Raw genomic sequence first — 19005 nt, 5'->3', positions numbered from 1 at the left:
AGCGCCATCCGGCATTTCCGTTACAGGTCCGGATCGGATTGCGCGCTCATGCGTAGGTTGGGCAGGGGAACCAACGGGTGAAGATCAATCAAGAGCGAGACGATGAGAGAACCCCCGCGCGCATTGTTGCGGGACGCGAGCCTGTTACTGGATTTCGACGGCACGCTGGTCGAGATCGCGGCCACGCCTGAGGCCGTGCGGGTGCCGGTCGAGCTGACGCAGTTGATCGGGCGGCTCCACGATGCGCTGGATGGCCGCGTCGCGCTCATCACCGGGCGACCTGCCCGGGCGGTGAGCGAGTTGATCGGCTATCCGGTCCATGTGGTCGGCAGTCATGGCGTGGAGTTCGCCTGGGCCGACCGGCCGCTCGAAGTGATGGAGCGGCCGGCTGCGCTGGACGAAGTGCTGGCGCGGATGCGCGCCTTTGCCGCGGATCATCCCGGCGTGCTGGTCGAGGAAAAGCCGCTCGGCGCCGCGCTGCATTTCCGCAATGCGCCTGCGGCCGAGGCAGCGTGCCTCGATCTGGCTACCACGCTCGCGCGGGAGGCGGGGCTGCAGCTGCAGGCTGGCAAGATGATGAGCGAGGCGCGCGCCGGCGGCGGCGACAAGGGGAGCGCGGTGCGCCGCATCATGGCCGAACCGGGCTTTGCCGGCACGCGGCCGGTGTTCCTCGGCGACGATGTGACGGACGAGGCCGGCTTCGTCGCGGCGGCGGCGCTGGGTGGCGCGGGCATCCTGGTCGGCGATCCGCGCGAAACCGCCGCGACCCACCGCCTGCCCGATGTCGCGGCGGTGCGCGGCTGGCTGGCATCAAGCATCGAGGTGACGGCATGAGCGATCTTGACCTCTGGCCGATCGGCAATTGCCAGGTCAGCGCGCTGATCGATCGCACCGGGCGCTTCGTGTGGGGCTGCGTGCCGCGCGTGGATGGCGATCCGCTCTTCTCCGCGCTGATCGACGGCGACGAGCCCGACCGGGGCGACTGGGTGATCGAGCTCGAGAACTGCGTCGCGACGACGCAAGCCTATGAACGCAACACGCCGATCCTGGTCACGCGCCACACCGATGCGAACGGCGCGGCAGTCGAGGTCATCGACTTCTGCCCCTATTTCCGGCGCATGGGCCGCAGCTATCGCCCGGTCGCCTTTGCGCGGATCGTGCGCCCGGTGGCGGGAAGCCCGCGCATCCGCGTGAAACTGCGCCCGACCTGCGGCTGGGGCGGGGAATGCGGGCAGCGGATCGGCGGCACCAACCATATCCGCTTCCAGACCGATGCGCTGACGCTGCGCCTCACCACCACCGCGCCGGTCGGCATGGTGCACGAAGGGCGCGGCTTCCGGGTGGAACGGCCGCTTCATTTCTTCCTGGGGCCGGACGAGAGTTTTTCCGGCGACGTCGCCGCCACGATCGACGCGATGCTGAGCGAAACCACCGCCGAATGGCGCGAATGGGTGCGTGGCCTGGCGATTCCTGTGGAGTGGCAGGACGTCGTCATCCGCTCTGCAATCACGCTCAAGCTGTGCCAGCATGAGGAAACCGGCGCGATCGTCGCGGCGCTGACCACCTCGATCCCCGAACATGCCGGGTCGCAGCGCAACTGGGACTATCGCTACTGCTGGATCCGCGACGCCTATTACACGGTGCAGGCATTGAACCGGCTGGGCGCGCTCGACGTGCTGGAGGGCTATCTCGCCTATCTGCGCAACATCGTGGACGAGGCGAAGGGCGGGCATATCCAGCCGCTCTATGGCGTGCTGGGCGAAGCGCGGATCGAGGAACGCTTTGCGCCCGACCTCGCCGGCTATCGCGGCATGGGGCCGGTGCGGGTCGGCAACCAGGCCTATGAACAGGTCCAGCACGATGCCTATGGCCAGATCGTGCTGTCCAACCTTCAGGGCTTTGTCGACCAGCGGCTGCTGCGCATGTCGACCGCGGCGGATTTCGAGGCGCTCGAAAAGGTCGGCGAGCGCGCTTGGGCCCTGCACGATCAGCCCGACGCCGGGCTGTGGGAGCTGCGCACCCGGCAGAGCGTGCACACCTATTCGGCCGCGATGTGCTGGGCCGCCTGCGATCGCCTGGCCAATGCGGCGACCGCGCTGGGGCTGAGCGAGCGCGCGACCTTCTGGCAGGACCGCGCCGACGCGATCCGCGCGACGATCGAGCGATCGGCATGGCGCGAGGAGACGCAGCGCATGTCCGCGACGTTCGCGGGCGACGATCTCGACGCCAGCGTGCTGCAGCTGCTCGACCTGCGCTTTCTGTCGCCCAACGATCCGCGGTTTCGCAGCACGCTGGACGCGATCGAACAAGGGCTGCGGCGTGGATCGCACATGCTGCGCTATGCCACGGAGGATGATTTCGGTCTGCCCGAGACGGCGTTCAACGTCTGCACCTTCTGGCTGATCGAGGCGCTGCACTATACCGGGCGCGGCGCGGACGCGCGCGCGCTGTTCGAGGAGATGCTGTCTCGCCGGACCGCTGCGGGGCTGTTGTCGGAAGACATCGATCCGCAGACCGGCGAGCTGTGGGGCAATTATCCGCAGACCTACAGCCTGGTCGGCATGATCAACTGTGCCGTCCTGCTGAGCAAGCCATGGAGCAGCGTGCGATGAGCCGCATAATCGTCATCTCGAACCGGGTCAGCGCAGGCGGCGGCAATCAGGGCGGGCTGGCGGTGGCGCTGAGTGCGGCGTTGCGGCAGCGCGGCGGCGTCTGGTTCGGCTGGTCGGGCGAGCGAACCGACAGCTTCACCGGCGACATCAACTTCCAGCGCCGCGACGGCGTGACGACCGCGACGGTGGATCTGGAAGACCAGGATATCGACGAATATTATAACGGCTATGCCAATCGCACGCTGTGGCCGCTGTTCCATTATCGCATCGACCTGGCCGAATATGAGCGCGATTTCGCCGGGGGATACCAGCGCGCGAACGAGCGGTTCGCCGACACCGTCCGGCCGCTGATTGAACCCAGCGACCTGATCTGGGTCCAGGACTATCACATGTTCCCGCTGGGGGCCGAACTGCGCCAGCGCGGCGTGACCAATCGCATCGGCTTTTTCCTGCACATCCCCTGGCCGCCGCGCCGTCTGCTCAACACCCTGCCGGAAGCGACGACGCTGGTCGCCTCGTTGCTGGCCTATGACGTGATCGGCTTCCAGAGCCGCGAATGGCTGGAGAGCTTCGCCGATTATGCGCGCGACGAACTGGGCGGCGAGATCGAGGACGATGTGCTGCGCTGGAACGGGCGGGCGGTGCGGCTGCTCGACTGTCCCATCGGGATCGATGCCAAGGCATTCGTCGAGATGACGGCGACCCCACGCGCGCGGCTGACCTGGCGCCAGATGCGCGACAGCGCGGACGGGCGCGAGATGATCGTCGGGGTCGACCGGCTGGACTATTCCAAGGGGCTGGAAGAGCGCTTCCTGGGCTATGAGCGCTACCTGTTACAGCGGCCCGAGCAGCGCAAGGAAGTGTTCCTGCTTCAGATCGCGCCGCCCTCGCGGGCCGACGTCACCAGCTATCAGCGAATCCGCAACACGCTGGAGGGGCTGGCCGGGCGCATCAACGGGGCGCTGGCCGATATCGACTGGGTGCCGATCCGCTACGTCAACCAGGGCTATCCGCGCGACGTGCTGGCGGGCGTCTACCGCGCGAGCCGGATCGGGCTGGTTACGCCGCTGCGCGATGGGATGAACCTGGTCGCCAAGGAATATGTCGCCGCGCAGAACCCGGAGGATCCCGGCGTCCTGATCCTCTCGCGCTTTACCGGCGCGGCCGAACAGATGCCGGACGCGCTGCTGGTCAACCCGCACAGCGCGGAGGAAGTAGCGGACGCGATCCATCAGGCACTGTCGATGCAGCGCGACGAGCGCATCCGCCGCTGGCGCGCATTGATGGACGGGGTCGAAACCTATGACGTGATGTGGTGGTCCGACCGCTTCACTTCCGCGCTGGCCGACGTGGTTCAATCCAACGTCGAAAATGCCTGAATGAAAAAGGGGCCGGCGTTTCCGCCAGCCCCTCGATCATTTTGCCAGTCAGGACCGGATCAGGCCGCCGAAACCTCGGCGACGTCGATCTTCACGCCCGGGCCCATCGACGACGAGACCGCGACCTTGCGCAGATACTTGCCCTTGGCGCCCGACGGCTTGGCACGGACGATGGCATCGACCAGCGCGTCGAAGTTCGCGCGCAGGTCTTCGGCCGGGAACGACGCCTTGCCGATACCCGAATGGATGATGCCGGCCTTTTCGACGCGGTATTCGACCTGACCGCCCTTGGCAGCCTTGACCGCTTCGGCGACGTTCATGGTGACGGTGCCGAGCTTCGGGTTCGGCATCAGGCCCTTGGGGCCCAGCACCTTGCCGAGACGGCCGACCAGACCCATCATGTCCGGGGTCGCGATGCAGCGATCGAACTCGATCTTGCCGCCCTGCACGATCTCGAGCAGGTCCTCGGCGCCGACCACGTCCGCACCCGCTTCGCGCGCTTCGTCAGCCTTCGCACCCTTGGCGAACACGCCCACGCGCACGGTCTTGCCGGTGCCCTTGGGCAGCGTCACCACGCCGCGGACCATCTGGTCGGCGTGACGCGGATCGACGCCCAGGTTCAGCGCGACTTCGATCGTCTCGTCGAACTTGGCGGTGGCGTTGGTCTTGGCGAGCGCAATCGCTTCGTCCACGCCGTACAGCTTTTCGCGGTCGACCGCGCCGGCCATGGCCTTTGCCTTCTTCGTCAGCTTTGCCATGTCTTCAGCCCTCCACCACTTCGAGGCCCATCGCGCGGGCGGAGCCTTCGATGATGCGCGTTGCGGCATCGAGATCGTTGGCGTTCAGATCCTTCATCTTCGCGGTCGCGATTTCCGAAAGCTGCGAGCGCTTGATCTTTCCGGCCGAGACCTTGCCCGGCTCCTTCGAGCCCGACTTGAGGTTCGCGGCCTTCTTGATGAGGTAGGTCGCCGGCGGCTGCTTCGTCTCGAACGAGAACGAACGGTCGGCATAGACGGTGATGACGGTAGGCAGCGGCGTGCCCTTTTCCATCTCGCCGGTCGACGCGTTGAACGCCTTGCAGAATTCCATGATGTTCACGCCGCGCTGACCCAAAGCAGGGCCGATCGGCGGCGAGGGATTGGCGGCGCCCGCAGGCACCTGGAGCTTGATATAGCCCGTGATCTTCTTAGCCATGTTTCACTCTTTCGCTGGTCCGCGAACGAACCGGTTCAAGTTTAGCGGTTCAGGCGAATGCCGAGGCACTCTCCCGCAATTCCATTGCTATTGCGCTGGAAGCGCGGGCGCATAGCGGAAAGGGGGCGGGGGCGCAAGCAGGTCGCCTCACCCGACGTCATTCCGGCACAAGGCCGGAATGACAGGGGGGACTTGGGTTCAGCGCTGCGCGCCGCCGCGCTGGCCACCGCCTTGGCCACCACCGCGATTGCCGCCGCCCTGGCCGCCACGCGCCCCGCCGGTGCTGCCGGCAGGACGCGGGCTGAACTTCTTCTTGGCCGGGCCATAGAAGCGCGGACGTTCGCCCTGCGGACGCTGTTCGCCACCCTCGCGCCCGCCGAAGCTTGCGCCCAGCGTCTGGCGCTCGCCTTGCGGACGACCCTGACGCTCACCGCGGTCGCCCGTCGGGTTGGCGCGCGGCCCGCGCTGGCTTTGCGGATTGTGCCGATGATGTGCGTTGCGGTCCTGCATGGTCCGGCCATTGCGGCCGTTCATCTCGTCGCGGCTCATCGTCACCGGCGCGCGGCTCGACTTAATCTTCGCCGACTCCGCCAGGAAGTTCTCGGGCAGCGGCTGGACGGTGATCTTCTGACGGATCAGCCGTTCGATGTCGCGCAGGTACGGCTTCTCGTCGTCCGCGCAATAGCTGATCGCAATGCCGTCCTTGCCGGCGCGCGCGGTGCGGCCGATGCGGTGGACATACTGGTCCGGCACGTTCGGCAGCTCGAAGTTGAAGACGTGGCTGACGCCCGACACGTCGATGCCGCGCGCGGCGATGTCGGTCGCAACCAGGATCTTGACCTTGCCGGAGCGGAATTCGCCCAGCGCGCGCTCGCGCTGCGGCTGGCTCTTGTTGCCGTGGATTGCGTTCGACGCGATGCCGCTGGCGGCGAGCAGCTTCACCACGCGGTCGGCGCCATGCTTGGTGCGGGTAAAGACCAGGGCGCGGTCGATGCTTTCGTCGCGCAGGTGCATGGTCAGCAGCGACTGTTTCTCGCTCTGGTTCACCTGCGTCACGAACTGTTCAACGCGCTCGGCCGTGGTGGCGACCGGAGTCACCTTCACTTCGATCGGCTCGTGAATGAACTGGTTGGCAAGATCGCGGATCGTCTTGGGCATGGTGGCGCTGAAGAACAGCGTCTGGCGCTTGGAGGGCAGCTCGCGAACGATGCGCTTGAGCGCATGGATGAAGCCAAGGTCCATCATCTGGTCCGCTTCGTCCAGCACCAGAATCTCGATGCCGAGCAGGATCGCATAGCATTGGTCGATCAGGTCGACGAGGCGGCCCGGGGTCGCGACGACGATGTCGACGCCGCGCGCGAGATCGGTCTTGTTCTTGTGGATCGACGTGCCGCCGAACACGGTCGCGACGGTCAGCTGCGTGCCCTTGGCATATTGACGCGCGCTTTCGGCGATCTGGCTGGCCAGTTCGCGCGTCGGGGCAAGGACGAGCATGCGGCAGCCGCGCGGCTGGGCGCGCTTGTTCGATGCGACCAGGCGGTCGATCGAGGGCAGCATGAACGCGGCGGTCTTGCCGGTGCCGGTCTGCGCGATACCGAGCAGGTCGCGCCCTTCGAGCAACGCGGGGATCGACTGCGCCTGAATTGGCGTCGCCTCGCTATAGCCCTTGGCGGCAAGCGCGGCGAGAACGGTCTCGCTGAGACCGAGTTGGTTGAACTGCATTGAATACCTTGTGTGGATCGGCCGTGGCGCACGCGTAAAGGGCGCGCGACATGGCGGGTCAAAGAATGACGACCCGCGTGACTAGGGAAGCCGGAAATGGAACCGAAGCGGAGCCTGAACCCGGATGTATCCCGGAATTCGATCACGCTGCATGACGCCTCGATGGCAGGCGATATGGCAGGGTTGCTGCCGAAAGTCAAGGTGAGGCGAGGGACGCTGCCGGTTCGGCCGAACGACGGCGCGCTATCCCGCGGCTCGCACCTCGGGCGCACTGGGGTCGAAGATCTCGCGCGCGGCGGCGGCAAGCTCGGGCATCAACTCGACGGTCACTGGATCGATCGGCCCGGCATGCTTCCAATAGGCGCCGATCGCGGCGGCGCGGCCGATCGGGAACATCGCCATGCTCTGCACGAAGGTGGCGAGATAGGCGTTCATCGGCACGCGCGAGTCGTTGCGGATGTCGGGGATCAGGATCGGCTTGCCCGCCATGATCGCCAGGCCCGAGATGCAGCGTGCCATGGGAAAGCGCTGCCCGGTCCAGAGCGGGCTGATCGCATCCTCTGCGACATAGGCGACCTCGTCGCCCTCACGCCGCACGACGGTGACGCCGTCCGATGCGGCGATGACGCGGGCATGGTCGCGCAGGATCGCGACCGCGTCCGTCGCATCCGACGCCGCGCTCAGCAGCCCGAGCGTGTGCGCGAGCCTGACCCTGCGATTGAGCAACCCACGTTGCGGCACCCGATTCCCCCCTTTCGGAACCGGAGCCTAGCACGCAATCGTCACCAAGCAAAAAACATAAGTAAAACGGCGTGTTAACCTGCCGCCTTGGCCAGGCCCCGCGACAACTGTACCGCAGCGTTCAGCCGCGCGCGCGGCGTCGCCCAGGCGCGGCTGATGACCAGTTTCATGTCCGGCCGCAGCTTCGCCGTGCCCTCAAGCTTCTCGACATAGGCGAGCAGGCCGTTGACATTGGGGAACTTGTCCTCGTGGAAGCTGACCAGCGCGCCCTTGGGGCCCACGTCGATCTTGGCGATGCACGCCTTCTTGGCGTTCAGCTTCGCTTCGATGAGTTGCAGCAGGTTGTCGGTTTCCTCGGGCAGCTTGCCGAACCGATCGATCAACTCGGCGGCGAATTCCTCGATACCCGACTTGTCCTCTACCTCGTTCAGGCGGCGATAAAGCCCCATGCGCAGGTCCAGGTCGGGAACGAAGCTCTCCGGGATCAGGATCGGCGCGTCGACGGTGATCTGTGGGCTGAGGTCGCGCGGCCGCTCGTCGCGCAGCCCGCCGGCCTTGGCGTCGAGGATCGCTTCCTCCAGCATCGACTGATAAAGTTCGTAGCCGACTTCCTTGATATGGCCCGACTGTTCGTCGCCCAGCAGATTGCCTGCGCCGCGAATGTCGAGGTCGTGGCTGGCAAGCTGGAAGCCGGCACCAAGCGAATCGAGATCGGACAGCACCTTCAGCCGCTTTTCCGCAGCCTCGGTCATCAGCCGCTGCGGCGCGGTCGTGAGATAGGCATAAGCGCGCGTCTTGGCGCGGCCGACGCGCCCGCGCAGCTGATAGAGTTGCGCGAGGCCGAAGCGATCGGCGCGGTTGACAATCATCGTGTTGGCCGAGGGAATGTCGAGGCCGCTCTCGATGATCGTGGTCGAGACCAGGACCTCGTACTTCTTGTCGTAGAAGGCGGACATCCGCTCCTCGACCTCGCTCGGCGCCATCTGACCGTGCGCGACGACGTAGCGCACCTCCGGCACCTCCAGCGCCAAGAACTTCTCGATGTCCGGCAGGTCGGCGATGCGCGGGGTGACGAAGAAGCTTTGCCCGCCGCGATAATGTTCGCGCAACAGCGCCTCGCGCAGCACGACCGGGTCCCAGGGCATCACATAGGTGCGCACCGCCAGGCGATCGACCGGCGGCGTCTGGATGACGGAAAGTTCGCGCAGGCCCGACATCGCCATCTGCAGCGTGCGCGGGATCGGCGTGGCGGTGAGGGTGAGCATGTGCACGTCGGCCTTGAGCGCCTTCAGCCGCTCCTTGTGCGTCACGCCGAACCGCTGTTCCTCGTCCACGATGACGAGGCCCAGGCGCTTGAACTCGATCCCCTTGGCCAGCACGGCATGGGTGCCGATGACGATGTCGATCTGGCCGTTCTCCAGCCCCTCACGCGTCGCCTTGGCTTCGGCGGCGGGGACGAGGCGGGACAGGCGCCCGAGCTTGATCGGGAAGCCTTCAAAGCGAGCCACGAAGTTGGTGTAGTGCTGGCGGGCGAGCAGCGTGGTGGGACAGACCACCGCAACCTGCTGTCCCGCCATCGCCGCTACGAAGGCGGCGCGCAGCGCGACCTCGGTCTTGCCGAAGCCAACGTCGCCGACGACGAGGCGATCCATCGGGCGACCGGCGCCCAGATCGTCGATGACGTCGCCGATCGCCCGATCCTGATCGTCGGTTTCTTGGAAGGGGAAGCGATCGACAAAGGCGGGATAGCCGCCGGGATCGGGCTCGAGCACTTCGCCCGGCCGCACCGCGCGCTTGGCGGCGGTGGCGATGAGTTCACCCGCGATTTCGCGGATGCGCTCCTTCATCTTCGACTTGCGCCGCTGCCACGCTTCGCCGCCGAGCTTGTCGAGGCTCGCGCCTTCTTCTGACGAGCCGTAACGGCTGAGGACTTCCAGATTCTCGACCGGGACGTAGAGCTTGTCGCCGCCGGCATAGGTCAGCGCGACGCAATCGTGCGGCGCCTTCTGCACCGGAATCTGCGTCAGTCCCTCGTAGCGCCCGATGCCGTGTTCGAGATGGACGACGAGATCGCCGGGCGAGAGCGTGGCCAGTTCGGCGAGGAACGCGTCGGTCGATTTCTTGCGCTTGTTGCGGCGGACCAGCCGGTCGCCCAGCATGTCCTGTTCGGTCAGGACCGCAATGTCGGGCGTGGTGAAGCCGTGATCGAGCGGCAGGACGACGAGCGCCACGCCCTTGTTCGCGCTGCCCAGCGCCGCCTGCCAATCGTCGGCCAGCGCGGCGCCGGTCAGCTCGTGATCCTCGAGCAGCCCCTTCAACCGCTCGCGCGAGCCGGTGGAGTAGCTGGCGAGAACCGGCTTCTTGCCCGCCTTGCGCAGCTTGGCGAGATGCTCGGTCACCGCTTCGTAGATGTTGGTGCCGGCGGCGCGTTCGGGCGCGAAATCGCGTGGGCCGTCGACGTTGAAGTCGAGCACCGTGGCGCTTTCCGGTTCGTGGAACGGGGTCGCAAGGTGCGCGGTCGCGGCCTTCAGCCGCTCGCTCCACTCGCCCGAGGTGAGATAGAGCTGATCCGGACCGAGCGGGCGATAGCTGCCCGCATCGGTCGATTGCGCGCGCACGCGGTTGGACTGGTAGTCGGCGATCGCCTCGAACCGCGACTCCGCCGCGCCCGCTTCGCCCGAGTCGCGGACGATGACGGCATCGCCGGGCAGATGATCGAACAGCGTCTCCAGCCGCTCCTCGAACAGCGGCAGCCAATGTTCCATCCCCGCAAGGCGGCGGCCGTCGCTGATCGCCTGATACAGCGGATCGCCAGTCGCGGTCGCGCCGAACATCTCGCGATAGCGGGTGCGGAACCGCTTGACCGTCTCTTCGTCCAGCAGCGCCTCGCTGGCGGGGAGCAGGGTGAAGCCGTCGATCCGCCCGGTGGTGCGCTGGTCGGCGGGGTCGAAGGTGCGCACGCTCTCGATCTCGTCGCCGAAGAAATCGAGCCGCAGCGCCTGTTCCGCGCCGGACGGGAACAGATCGACCAGCCCGCCGCGCACCGCGAACTCGCCGCTGTCGTGCACCGTGTCGGTGCGGACATAGCCGTTGGACGAGAGGAGGACGGCGAGCTTGTCGAGCGAGATGCGCTCGCCCGGAGCCAAGCGCGCGGTCATCTGGCGGACGCGGAACGGCGTTAGCGTGCGCTGGGTCGCGGCGTTGACAGTGGTGAGGATGAGGCGCGGCTTGCCGGCCCTTGCCTGCAACGCGGCGAGCGCGGCCATGCGCTCGGCCATGACGCGCAAGGTCGGACTGGCGCGGTCATAGGGCAGGCAGTCCCAGGCGGGGAACTGAACGATCTCGAGCTCGGGCGCAAAGAAGGTCGCGGTGGCGGCGACAGCGCGCATCGCGGCTTCGTCCGGCGCGATATAGACCGCGCCCGGCGGGTTGGCGCGCGCCAGGTCGGCCAGCAGCCAGGGCAGGAAGCCCGCCGGCACGCCCGACAGGGTGAGTTGCGTCTTGGCGGACAGGATGCGGTCGAGATCGGGCATTGGTGTCCCTGTTCGTCACCCCGCCACAAGGCCGGGGCGACGTTGGTCAAATAGAATCACTTGGAAATCGGCACGTAATCGAGCGTCTTGAGGTCGGCCATCATCGGACCCTGCCAGCGTTCAGGCACCGCTTCGGTTCCCATCGCCCAGGCCATGATGTCGACGTCCTGCTCTTCCATCAGCGCTTCGAACCACGCCACTTGCTCCGCGTCCCAGCCCGCCGAGCGGGCATCGAAGAAGCCGCCGAGCATCAGGTCGGCTTCCTTGACGCCGCGATGCCAGGCGCGGAAGCGAAGGCGCTTGAGGCGGGTTTCGTGGTCCATGGGTCCTCAACGGCAAATAGCCGACGGCGCTTTGCTGCGCTGTCGGCTGGGTGTAGGCGGCAGATAGTCATGCGGCCGGAAATCCTCAATCCATTGTTCGCCGAAGTGACCGCGCTGAAAGGCGTGGGCGCGCAGCTGGCCAAGCCGCTCGAGCGGCTGGGGCTGGCGCGCGTCGTGGACGTCGCCTTCCACCTGCCGAGCGGGTGGATCGACCGCCTGCCGCGCGAGGAACTGGATGCCGCCGATGTCGGGCGGACGATCGCGATCCAGCTGACGCCGGTCAATTATCGCATGAGCGGTAGCGCGCGGGCACCGGCGCGCGTCGAGGCGGTGGACGCGCGGGGCAACCATGTCACGCTGGTGTTCTTCGGCGGCAACAGCGGCTGGGCGCGAAAGCAGCTCCCGCTCGACGAAGCCAAATGGGTCTCGGGCAAGCTCGACCGCTATGGCGACGCGTTGCAGATCGTGCGGCCCGACGTGCTGCCGCTCACCGAGCCATGTCCAGGCGGGCGCGAGGCGATCTATCCACTGTCAGAGGGGATGACGTCGAAGCGGCTCGCTGCCCTTGCCGCGCAGGCGGTGGAGCGCGCGCCCGACCTGCCCGAATGGATCGAACCCAGCCTCAAGGCGAAGCATGGCTGGCCCGAATGGCGCGAGGCGCTGGCGCGCATCCATGCCGATCCGGCGGACGCCACGGCGCGCGATCGGCTGGCTTATGACGAGGTGTTCGCCAACCAGCTCGCGCTGATGCTGGTGCGCGGCGCCGCGCGGGGGAAGAAGGGGCGGGCGCTGCAAGGCGACGGGCGGCTGCGCGACCAGCTGCGGCTGCCATACGCGCCGACCGGGGCGCAATCGCGCACCATCGCCGAGATCGAGGGCGACATGGCGCAGGCCCGGCCGATGCTGCGACTGCTGCAGGGCGATGTCGGCGCGGGCAAGACGCTGGTGGCGGCGATGGCGCTGTTGATCGCGGTCGAAGCCGGCGCGCAGGGCGCGATGCTGGCGCCGACCGAGATCCTGGCGCGGCAGCATTTCGAGACGTTGCAGCGCCTGTTTGCGGGTTTGGGCGTCAATCTCGCCATCCTGACCGGGCGCGACAAGGGACGTGCGCGCGAAGCGACGCTGATGGGATTGCAGTCGGGTGAGATCGATATCCTGATCGGCACCCATGCGATCTTCCAGGCCGGCGTCGACTATCGCGACCTGGGGTTGGTCGTGGTGGACGAGCAGCATCGCTTCGGCGTTGCCGAGCGCATGATGCTCCAGGCCAAGGCGCGGGTCGCGCCGCACCTGCTGGTGATGACCGCGACGCCGATCCCGCGCACGCTGCAGCTCGCCACGCATGGCGAGATGGATGTCTCGAAACTCGACGAGATGCCGCCGGGCCGTCAGCCGATCGAGACGAGCGTGATCAACGAGGCGCGGATCGACGACGTCGTCAACGGCCTTGCGCGGCATCTGTCTGGCGGCGGACAGGCCTATTGGGTGTGCCCGTTGGTCGAGGAGAGCGAGAAGATCGACATGGCCGCGGCCGAGGCGAGGGCCGAAGCATTGCGCGCGCGCTTTGGCGAGCGGGTCGGCCTGGTTCATGGCCGAATGAAGGGGCCGGAAAAGGACGCGGTCATGGCGCGCTTTTCCGCCGGCGAGCTTGGCGTACTGGTCGCAACAACGGTGATCGAGGTGGGGGTAGACGTACCCAATGCGACGCTGATCGTCATCGAACATGCCGACCGCTTCGGCCTTGCCCAGCTGCACCAGCTGCGCGGGCGGGTGGGGCGCGGCGGCGGGCGGTCGGTGTGCGTGTTGCTGCGCGGCGGCACCTTGAGCGAAACGGCGCGGGCGCGAATGGCGCTGATGCGCGAGACCAATGACGGCTTTCGCATCGCCGAAGAGGATCTGCGCCTGCGCGGCGCGGGCGAAATGCTGGGCACGCGCCAGTCGGGGGAGCAGACGTTCAAGCTGGCTCCACCGGAAAAGTTCGCCGAGCTGATCGGTACCGCGAACGCCGATGCCCGGTTGCTGGTCGATCGCGACGGCGGTCTCACGGGTGAACGCGGCGCGGCGGCGCGCGTGGCGCTGTATCTGTTCGAGCGCGATGCGGCGGTGGGTCTGCTGCGGGCGGGGTAGCAGAAGGGCGGTTCGCGCCAGGCGCAGAGATTAAGCTTGGCGTGAACCGACTACTTCTTCAGCAGCGTCGCCAGCAGTTCGTAATAGCTGGCAAGGTCGATCGCGGTTTCGAAATTGACGCCAAGTCGCCCGCCCAGGCACCAGCGGATCTCGGCCACCACCACGCCGACCACCGGCAGCATGATGCGCAGGCGATCGCCCGCGGCAAACGTCGCCTCGCATCGCGCCATCAGGCCGTGCGGCGAAATGTTGACCACCAGCAGGGTGCGGGGCTGCGCGTCGGGACCGAAGGCGCGGGCGCGATAATGGACCTCGTCCCGTTCCGCGGCCCGCCGCTCGTCCGCTGCTACTCTCGCGAATTGATACGTCACGCGATGCCCCACATCGGCCGAGCCCCTACCTGGGCTAAGCCATTGTCATCATGGGTAATGGCGGCGCGTAAACGGGAACGGAATCGGCGTGGTTAGCGAAACGCTATCAGCGCGCGACGATCATGCCGTGTTTTTTCTGGCCAAAGCTGATCTTGTCGCCCGGGCGCACCACGGCACCGACGCCGCCGACCTTCTCGCCATTGAGGCGGATCGCGCCTTCCTCGATCTTGCGCTTCACTTCCTTGTTGGACGTCGCAAAGCCGATCTCGGTGAACGCCTGAACGATGCCGATGCCCTCGGCCGGGACCGCCAGCGTCGGCAGCGCGTCGCCCGACACGCCTTGCTCGAACGTCAGCCTTGCCGTCTCCGCCGCAGCATCGGCGGCCGCGCGGCCGCGGCACATGGCGGTCGCCTCAGTCGCCAGCACCTTCTTCGCCTCGTTGATCTCCGCGCCCTCAAGGCGCTCCAGCCGCTCGATCTCGTCCAGCGGCAGGTCGGTGAACAGGCGCAGGAACCGGCCCACATCGCGGTCGTCGGTGTTGCGCCAGAACTGCCAGTAATCGAATGCGGGCAGGGCGTCGTCGTTCAGCCAGACCGCACCCGACATGGTCTTGCCCATCTTGCCGCCGTCCGCCGTGGTGATCAGCGGCGTGGTAACGCCATAGACCTCGGTCGCATCGACGCGGCGGGCAAGTTCGATGCCGTTGACGATATTGCCCCACTGGTCCGACCCGCCCATCTGCAGCCGCACCCCAGCGCGGCGCGACAGCTCCAGGAAGTCATAGCCCTGCAGGATCATGTAATTGAACTCGAGGAAGCTGAGCGATTGCTCGCGGTCGAGCCGCAGCTTCACCGAATCGAAGCTGAGCATCCGGTTGATCGAGAAATGCTTGCCGATGTCGCGCAGGAACGGGATGTATTCGAGGCGGTCGAGCCAGTCGGCATTGTCGACCATCACGGCGTCGGTCGGGCCGTCGCCGAAGGTCAGGAACTTGGCGAACACGGTCTTGATCGACGCGACGTTGGCGGCGATGACCTCGTCGGTCATCAGCTTGCGCGCTTCGTCCTTGAAGCTGGGGTCGCCGATCTTTCCGGTGCCGCCGCCCATCAGCACGATCGGCTTGTGCCCCGCCTGTTGCAGGCGGCGCAGCAGCATGATCTGCACCAGGCTGCCGACATGGAGCGAGGGCGCAGTGGGGTCGAAGCCGATATAGCCCGGCACGATCTGCTTTGCGGCAAGCGCGTCGAGCGCGGCGGCGTCGGTCACCTGATGGATATAGCCGCGCTGGTCGAGCAGGCGGAGCAGATCGGACTTGAATTGCGTCATGATGCTGCGCCGATTAGCGCCTGGGTAGCCGGCCGTCACCCCCATGCGGCAAGCAACGCTGGCAGATCGTGGCGGCGGCGAACAGGCGGGCGGCGATCAACCCCCCCGCCCGCCGTTCCGGTCAGAAGCGCAGGCGCGCGCCCACACGATAGATCGGGCCCGAGCTTGCATAACGGCTCACCGCTTCCTGGCCCTGATAGGCATATTGGTCGCTGGTCTGATTGGTAAGGTTCAGGCCTTCGGCGCTGATCGAGAACCAGTCGGTGAGCTTGTAGCTCATCGACGCGTCGACGTTCGTCGTGCCGCGCGTGTAGACGAAGTCGTTGACGAGCGGGCCGTCGCACACGGTCGCGCCGGTCGCGGTCGGGTTCGTGATGCCCGGGGAGCAGGAGCCCGATGCGATCGGATAGGTCGCCGAAAAGCCCTTGCGGTTGGCTACCGAGACACGTGCGCGCAACCGGTCGGATTCGTAATAGAGCGTCGCGTTGAACGCCTGGGGCGACACGCCCAGGAAAGGACCCTTGCCCAGCGTCTGTGGTACGACCTGCTGCCCCAGCGCGTTGGTGGTGCCGGGGTCGAGGATGTAGTTCAGCTCCGACTTGATATAGGTGTAGTTCGCCTGCACGCCGAAATTCTTGAGCAAGCCCGGCAGGAAGGTGAAGTCCATCTGGAAGCTCGCTTCCAGACCGCGCAGATACCCGCCTGGCGCATCGCGGAACTGGCGCGCGGTGAAGGGATAGTTGTTGTCGAGATAGGCGAGCTGGTTGAGGTTGGTGAACTGCTCACGGATCGCCGCGATCGTCGCCGCGTCCGCGAACTGGCTTAGCTGGGCGGTGTAGAAGATCGTCTGCGGGAAGCTTTCGATATCCTTCTGGAACAGCGCCAGGCTGAGCAGGCCGCCCTTGGCGAAATACCATTCGATGCTGGCGTCGTAATTGGTCGAGCGGAACGGTTCGAGCTGCGGGTTGCCGACGGTCAGCGTCGCGCCGACCGTGTCGCCAGTGTTCGGGACCGAGATCGCGGTGATCGTCGGCGACAGGTTGCCCAGCAGCGGCCGTGCCATCACGCGCGATGCCGACAGGCGGACCAGCACGTCGTCGATCGGCTCGTACACCGCGTTGATCGAGGGCAGATAGTCGGTGTAGCGATTCTTGCCGACGATCGGACGCCCGGCCTGGGTCGTGCCGTTCGACGTGATGTCGGTGATCGCAATGCGCGTGCCGGCATTGCCGCGGAACGGGCGGCCGAACAATTCGCTGTTCCAGTCGAGCTGGAAGTAGAGGCCGGTATCCTTTTCGGTGACGCCGAAATTCTCGCGGCCGCCGTTGCGCCGGTTGGTCAGGCGCCAGTCGCCCCATTTGTTGACGCAGTTGCAGGTGAAGTCGAAGACCGCGTCGAACTTGTCGATATCGGGGGCATAGAAGCTGCTGAGCGTGCCCGCCGGCACGTTCAGCCCCTGGCCGAACTGGATCACCCGCCCGGTCTGCGCGGTCGCCACGCCCGCTTCGCGCAGCGTTGGGTTGAGCGTGTCGGTATTGCGCTCGAAGAACGAGGTGTTGAACGAATATTCGCGGTAATTGCCGCCAAAGCCGATGTTCAGCTCGTCATTGGCCTGCCAGTCGAAATCGATCTTGCCCTGCTTGTAGGTGTTCTTGACGAAGCGCCGCGTGTGCCGGATCGCCGAAAAACCCTTGACCGTTTCCCAGTTGTTCGGGTCGGCGGCGTCGAAGCCGAAATCGATCTTGGGCATGCTGCCGTCGCCGCGTTCGTCATAGACGAAATTGCCCGGGCTATCCATGCGGTTATACTCGACGAGCAGGCCGCGCTGGTTGTTTGTCGACTCCGAATAACCGCCGATGAACTGCACCTTGAACGTGTCGCTGAAGTCATGCGTCAGGTCGATCGACCCTTGCTTGAACTCGGTAACATAGTCGGCATGGTCGGCGGCCGAACGGAAGTCGACGTTGCGCAGCACCAGATAGTCGGCAAGCCCGTTGGTCACGTTCGCGTCGAGCACGTCGACTGCTGGCCGGCCGATCAGCTGACCGCGAAAAGCGAGCCGGTTGGTCGAGGGGATGTACCCGACCGAATTGGGATTGTTGTAATAGTCGTACGGGTCGAGGTTGAACGGGTTGGTCGAGAAGATGTTGGCGTTGGCCGGCGACACGCCGCCCGGCACGACGGCCGCGGCGCCCAGTACCGAAGCGACGCGGTTGCCATTCTGGTCGAACGCCGTCGCGAACGCGGGCGTGCTGCCGTAAAGTTCCTGCCCGCAATCCTGCGGCGGAACCAGGCTGCTGCCGGCATTGGGCGTGCACAGGCCCGGATACAGCGCGCGCGCGGCGGTCGGCGTCAGATTGTTGCCGGCGGTGTTGTAGGCCGCGTTGGTGTTGTTGCGATTGAGGCCGACGGACGAGACCTGGTAATAGGTGCTGTCGTTCTTCAGCCGCGAATAGGCGCCGTCGATCGACAGCCGGGTGCGGCCCGAAATCTGCCACTGATAGGATGCCGTGATGCCCAGCCGCTCGTTCTTGACGTCCTGCTGCTCAAGCGAGGCGAGCGCGGGGATGCGTACGAGCGAATCGTCGAACCGCCCCGGCGTGTTGAACGGCGCGCCGGGATACAGTTTGGCATAGGCCGCCGGATCGGAGCCGGTCTGGAACGCAAGTGCGTCCGGGTTGGTAATGTTGGTGCCGAACGTCGTTCCGACCGGAGCCGAGAAGCCGGCGCGCGGCGGGGATTCGTTGCCCGCCCAGGTCGAACCGCGATAGAGATAGTCGGACTGGCCAACGCCGCGCCGATACTGGTCCAGTTCGTTCGACGATTTGGAATAGGCGCCCGAAATCAGGATGCCCATGTCGCCGCCCGCAAAACGGGTCGAGGCGAGGCCGGCGATACGCGGCGACCATTCCTTGCTGTTCTTCTGATAGCTGCCCTCGGCCGACAGCGCGAACGTCGCCTTCTTGTAATCGAACGGCCGCCCGGTCTGCAGGTCGATCGTCGCGCCGAGCGAACCTTCGTCGGTCTCGGCCGATGGCGTCTTCTGCACCTTGAGCGAATTGAACAGCTCGGACGCAAAGGTGTTGTAGTCGAAGCTGCGGCTGCGGTTGGGCGAGGACCCGTTGTCGTTGGCGCCCGCCGTCGCCAGCGCCTCGAGCCCGTTCAGCCGGGTGCGGTTGAAGTCGCCGCCCAGGCCGCGCACGGTGATGCCGCGCCCTTCGCCATTGTCGCGGTCGATCGACACGCCCGGCAGGCGCTGAAGCGACTCGGCGAGATTGGTGTCCGGGAAGTCGGCGATATCCTCGGCATTGATCGCATCGACCTGCACCGTCGCCTCGCGCTTGGTGTTCAACGCACTCTGCAGCGAGGCGCGGAACCCGCTGACGACGATCTCGCCCTCGGCGACTTCGGCATCGCTCGGCGCGGCGGGGTCTTGTGGGCCGGCCGCTTCCTGGGGTGCTGACGCGGTCTGCGCCGCCGCGGTCGAGGTGCCGGCGATGATGCAGGCAAGCGCTAGAACCGAGCTGTTGACTCGCAAGGACGACGAAATGTGCATGTTGGGTTCCCCAGTTGTTCGTGCGGCGCGCGGCGCCGTGATCGGTGTCCGGCCGGTGCGGTCGGCCGTGAGCTTATCGGGCGGCGTGCGGGGTCGGGATGCGCAGCGTCAGGACGCGCG

General features: G+C 66.4%; 13 protein-coding genes. 4 read left to right on the top strand and 9 right to left on the bottom strand.

Annotation, left to right across the window (positions count from 1 at the left end; all coding sequences use genetic code 11):
* Nucleotides 1-102: 102 nt before the first annotated feature.
* Genes otsB through BFL28_RS10820 form a run of 3 tightly spaced genes read left to right on the top strand, consistent with a single transcriptional unit; the run spans nucleotide 103 to nucleotide 3991 of the window.
* The gene (otsB, locus tag BFL28_RS10830; protein WP_069320556.1) at nucleotides 103-834 is read left to right on the top strand and encodes a trehalose-phosphatase; all 732 of its coding nucleotides are present in this window, start codon (nucleotides 103-105) and stop codon (nucleotides 832-834) included.
* Complete coding sequence (locus tag BFL28_RS10825) at nucleotides 831-2612, top strand: glycoside hydrolase family 15 protein (protein ID WP_069320555.1); 1782 nt, start codon at nucleotides 831-833, stop codon at nucleotides 2610-2612. The genes otsB and BFL28_RS10825 overlap by 4 nt, the downstream gene beginning before the upstream one ends.
* Nucleotides 2609-3991 (top strand): alpha,alpha-trehalose-phosphate synthase (UDP-forming), encoded by a 1383-nt coding sequence (locus tag BFL28_RS10820; RefSeq protein WP_069320600.1) that lies wholly within the window; start codon nucleotides 2609-2611, stop codon nucleotides 3989-3991. Before BFL28_RS10825 ends, BFL28_RS10820 begins: the two co-directional genes overlap by 4 nt.
* 59 nt (nucleotides 3992-4050) lie before the next feature.
* Here the strand turns inward: BFL28_RS10820 and rplA are convergent, their stop codons facing one another.
* The 6 genes from rplA to BFL28_RS10790 all read right to left on the bottom strand — a co-directional run bounded on the left by rplA (nucleotide 4051) and on the right by BFL28_RS10790 (nucleotide 11504).
* Nucleotides 4051-4749: a 50S ribosomal protein L1 gene (gene rplA / locus BFL28_RS10815; RefSeq protein WP_069320554.1), complete on the bottom strand. Its 699-nt coding sequence runs from the start codon at nucleotides 4747-4749 to the stop codon at nucleotides 4051-4053.
* A 4-nt stretch (nucleotides 4750-4753) separates the two neighbouring features.
* Nucleotides 4754-5185: a 50S ribosomal protein L11 gene (rplK, locus tag BFL28_RS10810; RefSeq protein ID WP_069320553.1), complete on the bottom strand. Its 432-nt coding sequence runs from the start codon at nucleotides 5183-5185 to the stop codon at nucleotides 4754-4756.
* Nucleotides 5186-5383: 198 nt separating this feature from the next.
* Nucleotides 5384-6907 carry a DEAD/DEAH box helicase gene (locus BFL28_RS10805; protein WP_069320552.1) on the bottom strand — a complete coding sequence of 508 codons (1524 nt, stop codon included), beginning with the start codon at nucleotides 6905-6907 and terminating at the stop codon, nucleotides 5384-5386.
* A 243-nt stretch (nucleotides 6908-7150) separates the two neighbouring features.
* Nucleotides 7151-7648, bottom strand: a complete 498-nt coding sequence (locus tag BFL28_RS10800; protein ID WP_069320551.1) for a GAF domain-containing protein — start codon at nucleotides 7646-7648, stop codon at nucleotides 7151-7153.
* 74 nt (nucleotides 7649-7722) lie between these two features.
* Nucleotides 7723-11181 (bottom strand): transcription-repair coupling factor, encoded by a 3459-nt coding sequence (mfd, locus tag BFL28_RS10795; RefSeq protein ID WP_069320550.1) that lies wholly within the window; start codon nucleotides 11179-11181, stop codon nucleotides 7723-7725.
* A 56-nt stretch (nucleotides 11182-11237) separates the two neighbouring features.
* Nucleotides 11238-11504, bottom strand: a complete 267-nt coding sequence (locus BFL28_RS10790) for an FAD assembly factor SdhE (protein WP_069320549.1) — start codon at nucleotides 11502-11504, stop codon at nucleotides 11238-11240.
* A gap of 69 nt (nucleotides 11505-11573) precedes the next feature.
* On the opposite strand from BFL28_RS10790, the gene recG reads away from it, so the two are divergent.
* Nucleotides 11574-13631: an ATP-dependent DNA helicase RecG gene (recG, locus tag BFL28_RS10785; RefSeq protein WP_069320548.1), complete on the top strand. Its 2058-nt coding sequence runs from the start codon at nucleotides 11574-11576 to the stop codon at nucleotides 13629-13631.
* Between the two features lie 50 nt (nucleotides 13632-13681).
* On the opposite strand, the gene BFL28_RS10780 is transcribed toward recG, so the two are convergent.
* From BFL28_RS10780 to BFL28_RS10770, 3 genes are all read right to left on the bottom strand, one after another.
* Nucleotides 13682-14002, bottom strand: coding sequence for a PilZ domain-containing protein (locus tag BFL28_RS10780; RefSeq protein WP_069320599.1), 321 nt, complete (start codon nucleotides 14000-14002; stop codon nucleotides 13682-13684).
* Nucleotides 14003-14108: 106 nt separating this feature from the next.
* Entirely contained in the window at nucleotides 14109-15329 is a 1221-nt protein-coding gene (gene tyrS / locus BFL28_RS10775) for a tyrosine--tRNA ligase (protein ID WP_069320598.1), read from the bottom strand.
* A gap of 121 nt (nucleotides 15330-15450) precedes the next feature.
* A complete protein-coding gene (locus BFL28_RS10770; RefSeq protein WP_069320547.1) occupies nucleotides 15451-18885 on the bottom strand; it encodes a TonB-dependent receptor in 3435 nt (1144 codons plus the stop codon).
* Nucleotides 18886-19005 lie beyond the last annotated feature (120 nt).

Source organism: Sphingomonas turrisvirgatae, assembly GCF_001721295.1.
GTDB classification, from domain to species: domain Bacteria; phylum Pseudomonadota; class Alphaproteobacteria; order Sphingomonadales; family Sphingomonadaceae; genus Sphingomonas; species Sphingomonas turrisvirgatae.
The sequence above is the reverse complement of the archived record's forward strand: the minus strand, read 5'-3'. Positions and strand labels throughout refer to the sequence as shown.